Below are 16,608 nucleotides of genomic sequence, written 5' to 3'. Positions count from 1 at the left end.
TGAGCCGGCTGCCCCGGACCGCTTGCGCGAGCGTGGCCGTGGTCGGTAGCAGCCACCACAGGCCTCATCGGGCCGGTGAACCGCTCGCGTCTCCGGTTGGCACCGCCGCGGCAGGCCGGTCGCCCGCGGCCGGCGGCTCCCGCCCACGCAGCGCCCGGCGCACCCACTCGGTCGCGGTCGGCAGCAGCCCGCGCGGCAGGAAGAGCAGCGTGAGCACCAGCAGCAACGCGTAGACCGCATAGGAGAACACCGACGACGCGTACGGCGGCATCCCGGGCTCGGTGCCGAGGCTGTTCAGCACCTGCACCAGGACGGTGATGACCGCCGCCCCCACCACCGGCCCCCAGATCGTGCCCAGCCCGCCGACCACCGCCATCACGACGAACTCGAACGACAGCAGCACCGGGAACGACCCGGGGGCGATATAGCCGAGGAAGAAGGCGTAGATCCCGCCGGCCAGCCCGGCGAAGGCGGCGGACAGCGCGAACACCGCGAGCTTGTAGCGCGCGACCGGAACGCCGGACGACTCGGCGGCGATCTCGCTGGTCGCCAGCGCCCGCAGTCCCCGACCGGCCCGCGAGGTGATGACATTGCGGGCGATCAGCAGGACGAGCGCCGTGGCCGCCCACGTCAGCCAGGCGTAGGACTGCGTGTTCGACAGCTGCGCCGAGCCGATGCCCAGCCGTGGGATGCCCTGCAGCCCGATGTCGCCGCCGAGGACCTCGAGCTGGCCGACGACCGACAGCAGGATCAGCTGGAACGCGAGGGTGGCGAACGCCAGATAGTGCCCCCGCAGCCGCATGATCGGGATTCCGACCAGCGCGGCGAGCAGCCCGGCCACCAGCGGCGCGCAGACCAGGCCCGCGACGGTGGGCAGTCCATGCACGCCCATCAGCCCGGCGGTGTAGCCGCCGATGGCATAGAAGGCCGCCTGCCCGAGGGAGACCTGCCCGGCATAGCCCATCAGCAGCGACACCCCGACGGTCACCATCGCGGCCGTGCCCAGCAGCACGTAGATCGTCAGCTGCGATCCGGACAGCACGAGGGGGGCCAGCAGGGCCGCGACGGCAACCAGGCCGCCCAGCACGAATCCGACCATCCGGGGCGCGTTCACGCCGGCTCCTCGGCGACCGAGACCCGCCTGCTGGCCCGCCAGATCATGATCGCCAACATCAACGCGAGTGCGACCTCGGTCTGGTACGAGCCGCTGAGGTACCCGGCGACGAATGCCTCGGCCACCCCCAGCACCAGCCCGCCGACCAGCGCGAGCCCGGGCCGGTTGAGGCCGCCGAAGATCGCCGCGGCGAACCCGTTGGTGGCCAGCGCGACATCCGAGTCGAAGGCCACCGGCTGCAGCGGCGTGACCAGCACGCCGGCCAACCCGCCGAGCAGCCCGCCGAGGGCGAAGGCCAGCAGGCCCATCCGCATCACGTTGATCCCCGCCAGCCGGGCGGCGTAGGGGTTGGAGGCGCACGCGGTCAGCGCCTTGCCCAGATACGAGCGACCGAAGAACAGTCCCAGCCCGGCAAAGGTCACCAGAGCCACCGCGATCACCACGAGGTACTGGCGGAGGATCGGAGCGCCCGCGATGTCCACCGAACCCGGCACCATCTGGAAGGAGATGGGCTGGTCTCCCCAGATGATGATCTCGACGGCGTAGGCCAGGATGCCCAGCCCCAGGGTGATCACGAGGGAGGCCAGCGGCGGGGTGCCCCGCTTGCCGATCGCGATGACGCCGACCACCAGCCCGACGGCGCCCGCCAGCAGGATCGCGAGAATCTCGGCGAGGCCGTGCGGCAGCCCACGGCCCAGCAGTGAACCCGCCATCAGCCCGGCCACGACCGCGAAGGTTCCCTGGGCGAAGTTGACCACCCCGGTGACCCGATGGATCGCCACGAAACCAGAGGCGACCAGCGCGAACGAGCAACCGAGGGCGAGTCCGGTGATCAGGTAGGTGAGGAAGGCGCTCACGGGTCTCGGGCCCCTCCCGGGACGGGGTCGCCGGCCCCCTCGGTCGTCCCGCCGAAGTAGGCGCGGGCGACCTGGGGACTCTCGGCGAGCTGGACGCACGGCCCGGATGCGGTGATGCGTCCGGACTCCAGGACGTAGGCGCGCCGGCACAGGTCGAAGGCGAGCCGGGCGTTCTGCTCGATGAGCAGCACCGTGGTGTCCCGCTCGGCGTTGAGCTCCCGAAGGTGGCGGGCCAGGTCGGCCACGACGCGCGGGGCGAGACCAAGCGAGAGCTCGTCGACGGCCAGGATGTCCGGGTCGGCCATCAGCGCGCGGCCCACCGCGACCATCTGCTGCTCGCCCCCGGAGAGCGTGCCGGCCAGCCGGCCGGCCAGCGGCCGCAGGTCGGGCAGCACCTCGAACACCCGAGCAGGGTCTCGCCCCGCCCTGCCCCGCCCGGACCGCCAGGCGCCTAGCGCCAGGTTGTCCGCGACGCTCAGCTCGGCGAACAGCTGCCTGCCCTCGGGGACCTGGGCGAGCCGCCCGCGCAGCACCACCCGGCCCGCCGCGGGCGCGACGATGCCCGACAGCGTGTCGACCAGGGTCGACTTCCCCGCGCCGTTCGGACCGACGAGCGCCACCATCTCGCCGGGCGCCAGCTCGAGGCTCACCCCGTCCAGCGCGGTGGCCCGCCCGTACCGGACCACCAGATCGGTCACCTCAAGCACGCCGGTCTCCACCCGCCCCGTCGCCGAGGTACGCAGTGATCACCCGTTCGTCACGGCCGATCTCCTCGGGCGTCCCCTCGGCGATCACCTCGCCGAGGTCGAGCACCGTCACGCGGTCCGCCAGCCGCGTCACGAACCCCACGTCGTGCTCGATCAACAGCATCGTCAGCCCGCCCGCGTGCAGCTCGGCCACCAGCGCCGCCAGCGCCTCTCGCTCCGCGGCGCGCAGCCCGGAGGCGGGCTCGTCGAGCAGCAGCAGCCTCGGTTCGCCGCACAGCGCGCGCGCCACCTGCAGCTGCCGCTGCTGGCCGAGCGGCAGCGACTCCGCCTCCCGGTGCGCCCACGCGGTCAGCCCTACCTGTTCGAGGGCCTCCCACGCCCGGTCGCGGATCGCACGCTCCTCTCGGTGCTGCCCCGGCAACCGCAGCGCACCGGCGACGAAGCCGCAGCGGGTGTGCCCGTGCGCACCGACCATCACGTTCTCCACGGCGGTCATCCGGCGGAAGATCCGTGCCCCCTGGAACACGATGGCGATACCGTCGCGCGCCCGGCGGTGCGGCGAGCGCCGCTCCAGGCGGGCGCCGCGGTAGCGCACCGTTCCCCCGTCGGGCTGCAGATGCCCGCTGACCAGGTTGAACAGCGTGGACTTCCCCGCGCCGTTGGGACCGATGATGCCGCGCAGCTCCCCGTCGGCGACCGAGAGCGTCACGTCGCGGACGGCGAACACCCCGCCGAATGATCGCGACACCTGGCGCACATCGAGCATCGGCTCGATCTCCACTACTTCAGCGCACTTTCCAGTTGCTTTCTCGACCAATCGGTGAGAACGAATTGTCCGTTTTGAACTTGGGTGATTGCCACGTCCTCGACCTGCAGCCCGGAATGGTCCTGCGGGGTATAGCGGTACTCGCCCTCGGGAGTGAGCAGCGTCAGATTGTTCAACGCCTGCTGGATCGCCTTCGGGTCATCGCTTCCGGCCTGCTCGATCGCGGCGGCGATCAGCTTCACCGCGCCGTAGCCGTCGAACGCGAACTGCGGCGGGTAGTAGCCGTTCGCCTCCTGGAACGGGCCCGCCATCGCGAGCACGACGTCCTTGACCTTGGAAGCGGGCAGCTCCGGCCCGGCGACCGCCAGCGAGCTGGCGACGATGACGCCCTCCGCGGCCGGGCCCGCCGGCTGGGTGTAGAGCGTGCTGGCCTCGGCGTGGCTCATCACCAGCGGCATCGCCAGCCCGGACGTGGCGAACTGCTTGGTGATGATCACGGCGGGTGCGCCCGTCGCCCACACCATCAGACCCTGGGCGCCGCTGTCTCGGACGTGGGTCAGCACGGAGCTGAAGTTCGTGGCGCCGGTCTCGAAGGACTCCACCGCGACGAACTCGACGCCGTACTTCGCGGCCATCGCCTGCTGCTTGTTCCAGCCGGTCTGGGCGAACGCGCTCTGCGTGTCGTAGGCGACCGCCATCCTGGTCATGCCGCTGGCCTGGAAGTACTTCAGCAGTTGCTCGGCGACGACCCCGGCGGTCGGCGGGGTCATGAACGCGTAGCTGCGGACCGGTTCGACCTGCTCGTCGGCGGCCGCGGTGGAGACATAGGGGATCTCCCGGCGTTCCGCGATGGGGATGACGGCCAGGCTGGAGTTGGAGAACGAGGAGCCCACGACCGCGACGACCCCCTGGCTCGCCAGGTCGTTGAAGGCGATGACGGCCTGGTCGGGCTGCGTCTTGTCGTCCCGGACGGTGATCTCCAGCTGGCGGCCGCCGAGCAGCCCGCCCGCGTCGTTGATCTCCTTGACAGCTTGCGCGGCGCCGAGCTGGTCGTTGGTGCCGAGCGGGGTGTAGTTGCCGGTCAGCGAGGCGATCTGGCCGAGCTTGATCGGACCGGACCCGCCGCCCTGGCCGGCCTGGCCGGCCTGTCCGCCGGATCCGCCGCCGCAGGCGGCGAGGACCAGCGCGAGCGCCCCGAGGAGGGCGATACGGGTGACACGCCTGCCCATGCGGACCTCCCGACCAGCAGTGTGACAACGCGTTATGAGCCGCGGTAATGCACATATAGAATCGCTGGTTCTGATTGCGAATGACCATACCGAGGGATTCGTGACGCTTCAAGTGATGACCAATCCGGAGAACGTGCGGAATCGGACGATTTACTCGCAGACGCTGGACCGGGGCATCCGGGTGTTACACATCCTCGCCGCGGCCGAGCGGAAGCTGTCCATCCAGGAAGTCGCCACCGGGCTCGGGGTACACCGGTCGATCGCGTACCGGATCCTGCGCACGCTCGAGAGGCATCGGCTGGTCGAGCGCGATGCGGCTGGCCGGTATGCACCGGGGGTGGGTCTGGCTCCGCTCGCGCGTTCCGTCAAGCCCACGTTGCAGAGCGCGGCGCTGCCGGAGATGTCCGATCTGGCCGGGGCGCTCGGCATGACCGCGTTCCTGGTGGTCCGCGACCACGACGAGGCGGTCACCATCGCGAGCGTGGAGCCCCGGCATTCGCATGTACACGTCGCCTACCGGCCCGGGGTCCGCCATCCGGTGGACCGGGGCGCACCCGGGCTCGCCCTGCTCGCCGGCGGGCCTGCCCGGCCGGGGGAACGCCGCGAGGTGACGGTGGCCCGCAAACGGGGCTGGGCGACGTCGTTCCAGGAGGTGCTCCCCGGGATGCGTTCGGTCGCCGCGCCCATCCCTACCCCGGACGGCGCCGGCACGGCCGCGGTCGCGGTGGTCTACGTCGGTGCCCGGACGGGTACGGGCCGGATCGGCGAACGGGTGATGACCGCGGCCCGCGCCATCGCGGCCGAGCTGGGCTGAGGACCGGCGGGCCGGCTCAGCGCCGCCCGCGCCGCCGCACCTGCTCGGGCCCGGTCCGTGGGGCGGTGGCCAACCCGCGCCGCTCACCGGCGGCGTCCCAGCGGGCGTAGGCGTCGACGATATCGCTCACCAGCCGGTGGCGGACGACGTCGGTGCTGGTCAGCAGCGCGAAGTGGACGTCCTCGACATCGGCGAGGATCTCCCGGACGACCTGCAGCCCCGAGCGCGTCCCGCCCGGCAGGTCGATCTGGGTGACGTCACCGGTCACCACGATCTTCGAGCCGAAGCCGAGCCGGGTGAGGAACATCTTCATCTGCTCGGGCGTGGTGTTCTGCGCCTCGTCGAGGATGATGAACGCGTCGTTCAGGGTGTTGTGGGTCAGCAGGTGGTCCTCGGTGGCGTAGAGCGAGTCAGCCGCCGCGACCTGGATGCACACCGTTTCCGCGCGTCCCGCGGGCTCGATGCTCTCGATGAAGCGCATCGGCCTGCCACCGCCTCCGCCGGCGTGGTACTTCTCGCCCTTTCGGCGCAGCCGGAACGGCTCGACACCCGCGGGTAGCCGCAGGTCGAGCACATACGCATCGCGGCGGAAGGCGACCTCGCGCCCCTTCGAGCGTCCTGGGTTGCGGCCTTCGGCCGGCCGGACGCGCGAGTACGCGACGCCGCCCAGCGACCGGACCAGCTCGATCACGCCGTCTCTCAACCGCGGCGACGTCGTCGTGTACTGGATGCGGCAGGTGCGGTCCGTCTGTGTGACGGGGCCGCCGTCGGTGTCGAGCAGCCCCTGGAGAACGCCGAGTCGCACCTCGGGTGCGTTGCGGAGGTAGTCCTCCGGGATGAACTTGGTGTGCGAACGGGTGCCGAGAAGGTTCAACGCCCGCAGGGCACCCGTGACCGGGTTCTCCAGCGTGATGACCTCCCCCGGGGTCTGCACCCGGTTCAGCACATAGTCGGGCCCGTCCTTGTGTCGCACGGCGACACCGGGCAGGACCGCGCCGAGCGCCTCTACCAGCTCCGGATCCGCGGTCGCAAAGGACGGCGTCGTCGCACCGGTCAGGCACCCGTCGCCGAGCAGCAGGCCGAGCGCATACGGGTCCATCGGAACGCTGCGCTCGGGGTGATGGACCGGCGCCGTCAGGAGCGGCAGCTCGTACCGCCGGGCGTGGGCGGCCCGGAGGTTGCCGATCATCTCCTCGGTCTCGAGGACACGCCACGGCTTGTCGCGCCGCCGGTCCGAGGCGGTGCGCACGGTCCAGAGGTGCTCGCCGCAGCACAGCGTGGACGAGCCGTCCTGGGCCGTGACGCGGTAGATGTCCTTATCGCCCTGCGGGTACACGCCGAGGACCGGGGTCGGTCCACCGTTGGAGCCGATCACGAGGTCCCCGACCTTCAGGCCGCCGATCGGGCGGAAACCGTCGGGCGTCAGGACGTTCGTGGACAGTGGTTGCGCACGCCCGCGCATATAAGCCAGCGGCGCGACCTCGATCGTCCCGGCCGCCATCAGCTTGGGGATGGACTCCGGATCGATCATGTCGTGCAGCGCGTCGTACAGCGGACGCAGATACGGGTCGATCTTCTCGTACAGCGTCCCGGGCAGGTAGCCCAGCCGCTCCCCGGCCTCCACCGCGGGCCGGGTCAGGATGATCCGGGTGACCAGCTTCGCCTGCAGGGCCTGCACCGCCTTGGCCATCGCCAGATACGTCTTGCCGGTCCCGGCGGGGCCGATGCCGAAGACGATGGTGCAGGCGTCGATCGCGTCGACATAACGCTTCTGGTTGAGCGTCTTCGGGCGGATCGTCTTGCCGCGCCGGGACAGGATGTCCAGGCTCAGCACCTCGGCGGGCGACTCCCCGATGCGATCATGGTGCGCGGCGTTCTCGTCGGACAGCATCTCGATCGTGCGTGCCACGGTGTCCTTGCCGACCTGCTGACCGCGACCAGCCAGTGTGATCAACTCGGCGAAGACCCGTTCGGCGAACGCGACGTCGGCGGGCTCGCCGGACAGCGTCAGCTCGTTGCCGCGGACATGCACGTCGGCGTCGAGAAGGTCCTCCGCGGCGCGCAGGCTCTCGTCGCGGGAGCCGAGCAGAGCGAGTAGCGCAGCGTCCGGGACGGCCATCCGGGACTGGACGGGGGCCGGCTCAGTACGTGTCAAAACCGGTAGCGCCTGCTTTCTGTGGCTCTGCTCGTGGGACGTCGGCAACGTTACCGGTTGAGGCCAGCGGAACGCCCGGTGATTTCGCCTCGACGACCCGGATGCGGTTCATCGGATCATTTTCTGCACCTCGCGGAACCGGGGATGTGTGCTGTCGCGCAGCCATTCGAACAGCACCATCTCGGTCGTCACGACCTCCGCGCCGTGCTCGCGGGCCCGTCGCACCGCGGCGTCCCGGTTCGCCGGGTCGCGCGAGCCGATCGCGTCGGCGACCAGGACCACCCGCCGTCCCGTCTCCGACAGCCCGATCACGGTCTGCAGCACGCACACGTGTGCCTCGCAGCCGGTCACGACGACCTCGTCGCGCCCGGGCGGCAGCAGTGTCTCGAACCCCGGGTCGGACACCGCGCCGAAGGCGGTCTTGGCCAGCACGAGCTGGGCGGACCCGGCGAGCTCGGGAACGGTCGGGCCGAGGCCGTCGGGGTTCTGCTCGGTCGCCGCGACCGGCACTTCGAGCAGCCCGGCGCCCTCGGCGAGCCGCGCGGCGTTGGCGACGACCTGTTCGCCGCCGTGGATCGCGGGCATCAACCGGGCCTGGAAGTCGACGAGCAGCAGCACCGACCGGGTCGCGGAGATCAGCACCCACCCACCGTAACGTCAGTGGCCGCGGAACGCCTCGGCCAGCCACCACGACCCGCCGTCGGAGGCGATCTTGGCGTCGACCAGCAGCGGGGCCGAGCGCGGACCGGCCACCCAGTCGGCGACGCCCGCGAGATCCGCCGGCGCCCGCACCGTCACCGCCTCGAAACCGAACCCGCGCCCGATCGCCGCGATATCGGTCTCCGGGAACCGGACGCATCCGTGGTCGGCATCGGGGAAATGGTGGAACTCCGCGCCGTAGCCGCGGTCGTCGTAGACCACCACCACCATCGGGATCTGCAGCCGCGCCACCGTCTCCAGCTCCGCGGCGCTCATCAGCGCGCCGCCGTCGCCGAGCGCGGCCACGGTGAGCCGGTCAGGCCGGGCCAGCGCCGCGCCGACCGCGGTGGCCAGGCCCAACCCGATCGACTGGAAGCCCTGGGTGAGGCAGTACCCGAACTCGTCCGGGACGGCGAGGTAGGCGCTCGGGTAGCCCATGAAGTTGCCCGAGTCCACCGTGACCACCCGCTCCGCGGGCAACACGTCGTCCAGCCCGATCGACAGCGTGCGCGGGTCGATCCCCGCAGCGCCGGTCAGGTCCTCGTAGGGCTCGTCGCGCCAGCGTCCGCGCGCGGCGATCGCGGCCCGGACCTCGTCGGTCCGGTACCCGGCCCGGGTTCCCGGCAGCGCCGCGTGCACCTCGACGGCGGTGGCGGCGACATCACCGAGCACCCCGAGGTCGACGGGCCGGTGCGCACCGATCGCGTCGGGCTCGACGTCGACCTGAACCACCCGGGCGTCCGGGCCGATCAGCGCGCCGTGCCGGGTCGTCCACATGTTCAGCGCGCAGCCCCAGCCGACGACGAGGTCGGCGCCGCAGATCAGCTCGGCGGCCAGCGGGGTGGCGAACCCGCCGGAGATGCCCAGCGACCACTCGTCGCCGCGGAAGAGCCCGGAGGCCACCGCGGAGGTCGCAAGCAGCGCACCGGACGCCGCGGCCAGGGCGCACAGCTCGTCCCGGGCGGCGCGGGCCCCGCGCCCGGCGATGAACACCGGCCGCCGCGCCCCCGCGATCAGCTCCGCGAGTGCGGCGACCGCGGCCGCGGCGGGCCGGGACGCCGGCAGCTGTGCCACGGCGGGCACGGCGCCGGGGTCGGCCGTCTTCTCGGCCTGGACGTCCAGCGGCAGGTTGAGCACCACGGTCCGGCGCTGCACGGCGGTCCGGTAGGCGCGCACGGTGTCGGCGAGCGCGCTGCCTGGCGAGTGCACCCGCTCGGCGACCGCGCCGATCGCCGTCACCAGCGCGTCCTGGTCGATCCGGAAGTTGGAGCGGACGGCGGCGCCTGCGGTGTCGGCGGCCAGCACGATCAGCGGGGTGCGGCTCTTGGCGGCCTCGGTGATCCCGGTCAGCGCATTGGTCAGCCCGCAGCCCTGATGCACCGAGAGCACCGCGGGCCGCCCGCTCATCCGGGCGAACGCATCGGCCATGGTCGCGGCCCCGCCCTCGTGCCGGGCCGCGGTGAATTCCACCCCCGCCGCCCGCAGCGCGTTCGTGACGTGGAAGTTCCCGCTGCCGACCACGCCGAACGCGTGCCCGACGCCCAGCTCGCCGAGCACCCGGCCGACCAGCTCGGCGACGATCATGTCTCCACCAGTGCCAGCACCCGGGCGGGACTGCCCGACCCGCCCACGATCGGCAACGGACCCGCGATCACGACCGCACCGGTGGCGGGCAGCCGGGCCAGGTTCTGCAGCTGGGTGAGTCCGTACTTGCCCGCGCCGAGCAGGAACGCGTGACAGGGGAAGGGTGGGTCGAACGAGTGCGCCCCGCCCGCGTCGGTGCCGACGGTCTCCACGCCGACGCCGAGCAGCGCGGTCTCCTCGGCGAGCCACCGGGCGCAGGCGACGGAGATGCCGGGGGTGTGCGGGCCCTTCTCGTCCGCGTTCAGGAATCTGGTGGCGTCGGCGCTGCGCGCGTCCCAGCCGGTGCGGTAGAGCAGCCAGCCGCCCTCGGGCAATGCGCCGTGCCCGGCCTCCCAGGCGCGCACGTGCTCGATCTCCAGCAGGAAGTCCGGGTCGTCGGCGGATTCGGCGGAGAAGTCGAGCACCACGGCGGGCGCGAGCAGCCGCGCCGCGGGCACCTGCGCGACGTCCTCGCCGTCCTTGCCGGTCACCCAGTGCACGGGCGCGTCGAAGTGGGTGCCGGTGTGCTCGCCGGTGTGGATGTCGTTCCAGTACCAGGTGGGGCCGCGCTCGTCGTAACGGCTGATCTCTTCGAGGCCGAACGCGATGGTGTTCGCGAACGGCGGCGGCAGCTGCAGCACCGGGGTGCCGGCGTGCAGGGGCGCGGTCAGGTCGACGACCGCGACGCGGCGGGTGCGCAACGCGTCGAGCAGATCCTGCAGCACGGGCATGGCGGCTCCTCGGGGTCAGGAGCCCAGCATCCCCCGGGACGACGTGGAAGTGGAGCGACTCGGCCGCGGAAACACCGCGACTCGCGGGGTGACCAGGGTGGCCACGTCGCGGTGGATATGGGGGGATACCCACCGCGACGTGGTGCCGCCGGCCGAGGGGGACTCTCCGGCGGCCCAGCGGATGCAACATCCGCAGTCCAGTTCCGGTCGCGCTCTCTACCGGACCGCCCGCAAGGATAGACCGTTTGCAGCGTCAACTGGGCACCGGATCACCCAATCGTCAGATCGGGTGCGTCCATCGGGAGGTCAGCGCCGAGATCGCGCCGAGAGCGACCGTGCCGGCCGTGGAGGCGCGCAGCACCTCGGGGCCCAGCCGAACCGCGCGGGCACCCGCCGCGACCAGCTCGTCGAGCTCGGCATCCGAGACCCCGCCCTCCGGACCGACGGCGAGCAGCACGTCACCTCGCTCCGGCAACTGCCCCGCGATATCGGCCAGACCGTCCGCGGCGGCCTCGTGCAGCACCAGCGCGAGGTCGGCCGCGGCGGCCCGGCGCGCAAGCGCGCGGGTGTCGAGCGGCTCCTCGACCCAGGGCACCCACGGCCTGCGGGCCTGCTTCGCGGCGGCGCGGACGGTGCCACGCCAGCGTTCGAGCGCCCGGTCCCCGCGCGGCCCCGGTTCCCATTTCGCGACGCAACGCGCCGCCCGCCACGGCAGCACCCCGTCGATCCCGGCCTCGGTGGCCAGCTCGACGGCCAGCTCGCCGCGCTCCCCCTTGACCAGGGCCTGCGCGAGCAGCACCCGCGGCGCGGGCGGGTCGACCCGCAGCCGGTGCACGATCCGCACCGCCAGCGTGTCGCGCCCGGTCACCGCCTCCACCACCGCAGGCGCCAGCCCGCCGCGGCCATCGGCCAGCACCAGTTCCTCACCGCGGCGCAGCCGCTTCACGGTCGCGGCGTGCCTGCCCTCCGGACCATCGAGCACCGCCTCCTCGCCGGTCGGCAGCGCGTCGACCAGAAACAGCGGTGCGGTGCTCACCGGCCGCCGAAGGAGTCGCGCAGCCGGGAGAACAACCCGTGCCCGTTGCGCGACCCGACCGCCAGGTCGGGCTGTTCCTCCCCGCGCAGCCGCGCGAGCTGGCGCAGCAGCTCGATCTGCTCCTTGTCGAGCTTCGTCGGGACCGCGACGTCGATATGCACCATGAGGTCGCCCTGCCCGTCGACCCGGCCGGTCGAGCGCAGCCGCGGCATCCCCTTCCCGCGCAACGTGCGCACGGTCCCGGTCTGGGTGCCCGGCTCCACGTGCAGCTCCTCGACACCGTCGAGGGTCGGCAGCGGCAGCGTGGTGCCCAGCGCCGCCGCGGTCATCGGCAGCGAGACCGTGCAGTGCAGGTCCGCGCCGTCGCGGGTGAACACGTCGTGCGGGATCTCCTCGACCTCGACGTACAGGTCTCCCGCGGGCCCGCCGCCCGCACCGACCTCGCCCTGACCGGCCAGCCGCACGCGCATGCCGTCGGCCACCCCGGCCGGGATCCGCACGCCGACGCTGCGCCGCACACGGACCCGCCCGTCGCCCGCGCACTGCCGGCACGGATCCGGGATGACCTCGCCGAAACCGCGGCAGGTCGGGCACGGCCGGGAGGTGACGACCTGGCCGAGGAACGACCGCTGCACGGTCTGCACCTCGCCGCTACCGCCGCAGATATCACAGACGGTGGGGCTGCAACCGGGCGCGCAGCCGCTACCGCCGCAGTCCGAGCACACCACGGCGGTGTCGACGGCCAGCTCGCGCTGCACCCCGGTCGCGCACTCCTCCAGGTTCAGCTGCATGCGGATCAGCGCATCGGCGCCGGGCTGAACGCGGCTGCGGGGGCCGCGTCCCCGGCCGCCGCCCGCGGCGCCGAAGAACGCGTCCATGATGTCGCCGAAGCCGAACGCGCTGAAGGGGTCGGCGCCGCCGCCCGCACCGCCGTTGCTCAACGGATCGCCGCCCAGGTCGACGATGCGCCGCTTCTCCGGGTCGGTGAGCACCTCGTAGGCGGTGCTCACCTCCCGGAAGCGCTCCTGCGCCTCCGGGTCGGGATTGACGTCGGGATGCAGCTCCCGGGCCAGCCGGCGGTACGCCCGCTTGATCTCGTCGGGCCCGGCACCGCGTTCGATGCCGAGGATCCCGTAGTAGTCCCGAACCACCCTTGCGTTCCTCATGATCCTTCGCGCTCGGAGTCGTGCCGCTGCGCAGTCAGCGCCCGGCCAGGATCTCACCTACGTACCGGGCGACCGCATGCACCGCCCCGATTGTGCCCGGGTAGTCCATCCGGGTCGGGCCGACGACCCCCATACCGCCCAACACCGTCCCCAGCCCGTAGCCGATCGAGATCACCGACGTCGCCCGCAGGTCCTCGATCTCGTTCTCCTCGCCGATCCGCACGGTGACCAGGTTCCGGTCCTGCGCCGCGGCCAGCAGCTTCAGCACCACGACCTGCTCCTCGAGGGCCTCGAGCACCTGGCGCAAGGTGCCGGGGAAGTCCGCGACGTTCCGGGTCAGGTTGGCCGTGCCGCCGAGCACGAGCCGCTCCTCCGGATGTTCGACCAGGGTCTCGATGAGCACGGTCGAGAGCGTGGTGGCGACGTCACGAAGCTCGGGGGGCACCGTGTCGGGCAACTCGGCCACCTCCGCGGACGCGGCCGCCAGCGGGCGGCCGACCAGCGCGGCGTTGATTCGCGTGCGCAGGGTGGCCACGTCGTCGTCGGAGAGCACGTCCCCGAGGTCGACGACGCGCTGGTCGACCCGGCCGCTGTCGGTGATCAACACCAGCATGAGCCGGGCCGGGGTCAGCACGACCACCTCGAGGTGACACACCGTCGAACGGGTCAGGGTCGGGTACTGGATGACGGCGACCTGCCGGGTGAGCTGCGCGAGCAGCCGGACGCTGCGGCGCAGCACGTCGTCGAGGTCGACCGCGCCGGCGAGAAACGTCTGCACCGCGCGGCGCTCGGCCGCCGACAGTGGCTTGACCTGCGCCAACCGGTCCACGAACAGCCGGTAACCCTTATCGGTGGGGATCCGTCCGGCGCTCGTGTGCGGCTGCGCGATCAGCCCGTCGTCCTCGAGGACGGCCATGTCATTGCGCACCGTCGCGCTGGACACCCCGAGGTTGTGCCGATCCACGATCGTCTTGGACCCGACAGGCTCCTTGGTCTCGACGTAGTCGGCGACGATCGCCTGCAGCACCGCGAACCGGCGCTCGTCGGCGTTCATCACCCACCTCCTCGGCACTGCATGTCGAATCCAGTCTAGGCGGTCCACGCCCGAAACGGCCTGCCCTCGATGGCGTCACCCGCCCACACCGGCGCCCGGTTTCCCGACTCGGCCGCGGGAATACCGCGGCTCGCGGAGGTGGTCAGGCGGGGGTGGCGGCCAGCAGGTCCCGGACGACACGGTCGGCGAGCAGCCGACCACGGCGGGTGAGGACCGCCCGGCCCGCGGCGAGCGCCACCGGGTCGAGCAGGCCCTCGGCGGCGGCCTGTCCGGCGGCGGCGCGCCCCGCCTCGTCCAGCAGCCCGGCCGGCAGCCCGGCCGCCAGCCTCAGCCCCAGCATCACCCGCTCGGTCGCCCGCTCGGCCTCGGTCAGCTCCTCGGCCCCGGCCTCGGGCGACTGCCCCGCCGCCAGCAGCGCGGCGTAGCGAGCCGGGTGCTTGACGTTCCACCAGCGCCGTCCGGCCAGATGCGAATGCGCGCCGGGGCCTGCGCCCCACCAGTCGCCGTCGCACCAGTAGCCGAGGTTGTGCCGGCAGGCCGCGCCGGCGCCGCGCGCCCAGTTCGACACCTCGTACCAGGCGAAGCCGGCCGCCGAGAGCACGTCGTCGATGAGCTCGTAGCGCTCGGCGGCGACGTCGTCGTCGGGCGCGGGCAGCTCGCCGCGCGCCACGCGGCGGGCCAGCGCCGTGCCGTCCTCGACGATCAGCGAGTACGCCGACACATGGTCGACGTCCGCGGCGAGCACGGAGTCGAGCGAGCCGCGCAGATCGTCGACGGTCTCCCCCGGCGTCGCGTAGATCAGGTCGAGATTGACGTGCTCGATGCCCGCCGCCCGCGCCTCCCTGACCGCCGCGATGGCGCGGCCCGGGGTGTGCCTGCGGTCGAGCACGCGCAGCACATGCGGCGCGGCGGACTGCATGCCCAGCGACACCCGGGTGAACCCGGCCTCGGCGATCCCCGCGAAGAACTCCGGCGACGTCGATTCGGGGTTCGCCTCGGTGGTCACCTCGGCGCCGGGGGCGAGCCCGAACGCGTCGCGGACCGCGTCGAGCACCGCGCCGAGCCGGTCCGCGCCGATCAGCGAGGGCGTCCCGCCGCCGACGAACACGGTGTCGACCGGCCGCGGCCCGGCCACCGCTGCGGCCAGGGACAGCTCGCCGCGCACCGCGGCGAGCCACCCTTCCGGCGACGCCCCGGACCCGGCGAGCTCGCTCGGGGTGTAGGTGTTGAAGTCGCAGTAGCCGCAGCGCGCCGCGCAGAACGGCACGTGGACATAGATCCCGAACGGCACCGCTCCAACGGTAGCGCTCAGGCGACGCTCGCCTCGCCCCGGTCCTCGTCATGCGGTTGACCGACCGTGTTCCCCGACCGAGGCAGCACTTGTGCTGCCATCGGGCAAATGGGCACCGTAGGGCTGCGCGAGCTGCGGCAACAAGCCTCCGGACTGGTGCGGCGCGGCGAGGACGGCGAGGAGATCACCATCACCGTCGCCGGTCGCCCCAGCGCGCGGCTGGTGCCCATCGCGCCCGCCAGGTGGCGGCGTTGGGACGATGTTCAGGAGCTCTTCCGCGGTCCGGCCGACACCACCTGGGAGCAGGATCGCGAACGCATCGACCACGCGGTGCGGGACCCGTGGGCACAGCGGTGAGGGCGGTCCTGGACACGAGCGTGGTCATCGCCACCGACGTCGGCCCGTTGACCGGGGAGCTGGCCATCAGCGTGGCCACCCTGGCCGAGCTGAACTTCGGAGTTCTCATCGCCCGGGAGCCGGCCGTCCGTGCCGAGCGGCTACGGCGGCTGTCGATACCGTATCGCCGGTTCGACGCCCTGCCGATCGACGACGCCGTCGCCGCCGGCTATGGCCAACTGGCGGCCGCCATGGTTGACGCCGGCCGCCGGTCACAGGCCCGCACATCGAGATCGTGGCCACGACCGGCGAACGGTCCGTTGTCGCACTGGGGATCCCACGATCGCGGTCCGCATTCCTCCGGCACGTGGTACCGGCTGACCGGCAGCGGCCGGGTCTGGCTCAGATCGGAGATGGAGCTTCTCGACCTCGACCTGCCGAACCTGCGGCACCCACTCGGTCGCGACGCCATGACCGCGGATGCCGCCGCGCTCGACCCCAGCAGACCTGAGCAGGACGGCGACCGCTACCTGCCCGGGGCCGCCCTCCATGCGTTGGCGCGCGTCGCCGATGCTCGCCCGCGACGCCGAGGCCGAGATCACCGTCTGCTCGTTCTCGAACCTGGACGAGCTCAAGGCTGCGCTGCCCGAGGGCGTGACCCCTGCCGTCGGCAGACGCGTGCGGAGTTCCGCATGCCCGCAATGTGCGGTCCTCGCGCAACAACTTTCCTTACCAATACGTGATCCATAGTCCGCACTTCGTGTACGACGACTACGCACTCCACCTCGGGCAGTACGACCGGCTCTCGTTCTTCGGCGAGCCCGGAACCGGGCCGGTGACGGTACATCTGTACGACTGCCGGGAGAACTCACCCGAGTACGACCGGAAGTTCGAGATCACCATGCCGGCGGACGGATCGTGCGCGATCGGCATCTCACCCGGCTATGCGCACTGGTTCGAGAACCTCGGGAACATCACGTCGCGCAACGACTATTCCATTCTCGCCCGGCGCAGTTCATGATCTCGAAAG

At 72.2% G+C, this 16,608-nt stretch carries 16 protein-coding genes and 3 pseudogenes; 4 read left to right on the top strand and 15 right to left on the bottom strand.

Going from position 1 to position 16,608, the window contains the following annotated elements:
* Positions 1-64: 64 nt before the first annotated feature.
* The 5 genes from G567_RS28285 to G567_RS0111640 are packed head-to-tail and all read right to left on the bottom strand — an operon-like array spanning position 65 to position 4,673.
* Positions 65-1,114, bottom strand: coding sequence for a branched-chain amino acid ABC transporter permease (locus tag G567_RS28285; protein WP_211223901.1), 1,050 nt, complete (start codon positions 1,112-1,114; stop codon positions 65-67).
* Complete coding sequence (locus G567_RS0111655) at positions 1,111-1,971, bottom strand: branched-chain amino acid ABC transporter permease (protein ID WP_028930134.1); 861 nt, start codon at positions 1,969-1,971, stop codon at positions 1,111-1,113. The genes G567_RS28285 and G567_RS0111655 overlap by 4 nt, the downstream gene beginning before the upstream one ends.
* Positions 1,968-2,678, bottom strand: coding sequence for an ABC transporter ATP-binding protein (locus tag G567_RS28280; protein WP_051232839.1), 711 nt, complete (start codon positions 2,676-2,678; stop codon positions 1,968-1,970). Before G567_RS28280 ends, G567_RS0111655 begins: the two co-directional genes overlap by 4 nt.
* Positions 2,671-3,459 carry an ABC transporter ATP-binding protein gene (locus G567_RS0111645; protein WP_211223900.1) on the bottom strand — a complete coding sequence of 263 codons (789 nt, stop codon included), beginning with the start codon at positions 3,457-3,459 and terminating at the stop codon, positions 2,671-2,673. Before G567_RS0111645 ends, G567_RS28280 begins: the two co-directional genes overlap by 8 nt.
* On the bottom strand, positions 3,459-4,673 hold the full coding sequence (locus tag G567_RS0111640) for an ABC transporter substrate-binding protein (protein ID WP_028930132.1): 1,215 nt from the start codon (positions 4,671-4,673) through the stop codon (positions 3,459-3,461). Before G567_RS0111640 ends, G567_RS0111645 begins: the two co-directional genes overlap by 1 nt.
* Positions 4,674-4,773: 100 nt before the next feature.
* Between G567_RS0111640 and G567_RS0111635 the strand changes: the two genes are divergently transcribed.
* Positions 4,774-5,487 (top strand): IclR family transcriptional regulator, encoded by a 714-nt coding sequence (locus tag G567_RS0111635; protein ID WP_245585636.1) that lies wholly within the window; start codon positions 4,774-4,776, stop codon positions 5,485-5,487.
* Between the two features lie 16 nt (positions 5,488-5,503).
* On the opposite strand, the pseudogene G567_RS36165 reads toward G567_RS0111635, so the two are convergent.
* From G567_RS36165 to hemW, 10 genes and pseudogenes are all read right to left on the bottom strand, one after another.
* Positions 5,504-5,857 (bottom strand): annotated as a pseudogene (locus G567_RS36165) (PhoH family protein); the annotation flags it as partial.
* Positions 5,858-6,124: 267 nt separating this feature from the next.
* Positions 6,125-6,586 (bottom strand): annotated as a pseudogene (locus tag G567_RS36160) (LAGLIDADG family homing endonuclease); the annotation flags it as partial.
* Between the two features lie 351 nt (positions 6,587-6,937).
* Positions 6,938-7,606 (bottom strand): annotated as a pseudogene (locus G567_RS36155) (PhoH family protein); the annotation flags it as partial.
* Between the two features lie 144 nt (positions 7,607-7,750).
* Positions 7,751-8,284: an isochorismatase family protein gene (locus tag G567_RS0111625; RefSeq protein WP_028930130.1), complete on the bottom strand. Its 534-nt coding sequence runs from the start codon at positions 8,282-8,284 to the stop codon at positions 7,751-7,753.
* Positions 8,285-8,299: 15 nt separating this feature from the next.
* Complete coding sequence (locus G567_RS0111620; protein ID WP_028930129.1) at positions 8,300-9,925, bottom strand: thiamine pyrophosphate-binding protein; 1,626 nt, start codon at positions 9,923-9,925, stop codon at positions 8,300-8,302.
* Positions 9,922-10,695, bottom strand: coding sequence for a cyclase family protein (locus tag G567_RS0111615; RefSeq protein WP_028930128.1), 774 nt, complete (start codon positions 10,693-10,695; stop codon positions 9,922-9,924). The genes G567_RS0111620 and G567_RS0111615 overlap by 4 nt, the downstream gene beginning before the upstream one ends.
* Positions 10,696-10,975: 280 nt before the next feature.
* Positions 10,976-11,731, bottom strand: a complete 756-nt coding sequence (locus tag G567_RS0111610; protein ID WP_028930127.1) for a 16S rRNA (uracil(1498)-N(3))-methyltransferase — start codon at positions 11,729-11,731, stop codon at positions 10,976-10,978.
* Positions 11,728-12,882 carry a molecular chaperone DnaJ gene (gene dnaJ / locus G567_RS0111605; RefSeq protein WP_028930126.1) on the bottom strand — a complete coding sequence of 385 codons (1,155 nt, stop codon included), beginning with the start codon at positions 12,880-12,882 and terminating at the stop codon, positions 11,728-11,730. The genes G567_RS0111610 and dnaJ overlap by 4 nt, the downstream gene beginning before the upstream one ends.
* A 49-nt stretch (positions 12,883-12,931) precedes the next feature.
* Positions 12,932-13,954, bottom strand: a complete 1,023-nt coding sequence (hrcA, locus tag G567_RS0111600; protein WP_245585635.1) for a heat-inducible transcriptional repressor HrcA — start codon at positions 13,952-13,954, stop codon at positions 12,932-12,934.
* Between the two features lie 139 nt (positions 13,955-14,093).
* Positions 14,094-15,263 carry a radical SAM family heme chaperone HemW gene (hemW, locus tag G567_RS28270; RefSeq protein ID WP_037056853.1) on the bottom strand — a complete coding sequence of 390 codons (1,170 nt, stop codon included), beginning with the start codon at positions 15,261-15,263 and terminating at the stop codon, positions 14,094-14,096.
* An 87-nt stretch (positions 15,264-15,350) separates the two neighbouring features.
* On the opposite strand from hemW, the gene G567_RS0111590 reads away from it, so the two are divergent.
* The 3 genes from G567_RS0111590 to G567_RS0111580 are packed head-to-tail and all read left to right on the top strand — an operon-like array spanning position 15,351 to position 16,599.
* Positions 15,351-15,599, top strand: coding sequence for a type II toxin-antitoxin system Phd/YefM family antitoxin (locus G567_RS0111590; protein ID WP_028930124.1), 249 nt, complete (start codon positions 15,351-15,353; stop codon positions 15,597-15,599).
* On the top strand, positions 15,584-16,321 hold the full coding sequence (locus G567_RS35465) for a PIN domain-containing protein (RefSeq protein ID WP_211223899.1): 738 nt from the start codon (positions 15,584-15,586) through the stop codon (positions 16,319-16,321). The genes G567_RS0111590 and G567_RS35465 overlap by 16 nt, the downstream gene beginning before the upstream one ends.
* A complete protein-coding gene (locus tag G567_RS0111580; RefSeq protein ID WP_147200919.1) occupies positions 16,318-16,599 on the top strand; it encodes a hypothetical protein in 282 nt (93 codons plus the stop codon). The genes G567_RS35465 and G567_RS0111580 overlap by 4 nt, the downstream gene beginning before the upstream one ends.
* The last annotated feature ends 9 nt before the right edge of the window (positions 16,600-16,608 follow it).

The sequence above is a fragment of the Pseudonocardia asaccharolytica DSM 44247 = NBRC 16224 genome, assembly GCF_000423625.1.
GTDB lineage: Bacteria > Actinomycetota > Actinomycetes > Mycobacteriales > Pseudonocardiaceae > Pseudonocardia > Pseudonocardia asaccharolytica.
The sequence above is the reverse complement of the archived record's forward strand: the minus strand, read 5'-3'. Positions and strand labels throughout refer to the sequence as shown.

What these genes read in the sequence shown, in the direction of transcription:
- G567_RS0111640 (WP_028930132.1), bottom strand. Translation starts at nt 4,673, where the DNA reads ATGGGCAGGCGTGTCACCCGTATCGCCCTCCTCGGGGCGCTCGCGCTG.
- G567_RS0111620 (WP_028930129.1), bottom strand. Translation starts at nt 9,925, where the DNA reads ATGATCGTCGCCGAGCTGGTCGGCCGGGTGCTCGGCGAGCTGGGCGTC.
- G567_RS0111615 (WP_028930128.1), bottom strand. Translation starts at nt 10,695, where the DNA reads ATGCCCGTGCTGCAGGATCTGCTCGACGCGTTGCGCACCCGCCGCGTC.
- G567_RS0111590 (WP_028930124.1), top strand. Translation starts at nt 15,351, where the DNA reads ATGGGCACCGTAGGGCTGCGCGAGCTGCGGCAACAAGCCTCCGGACTG.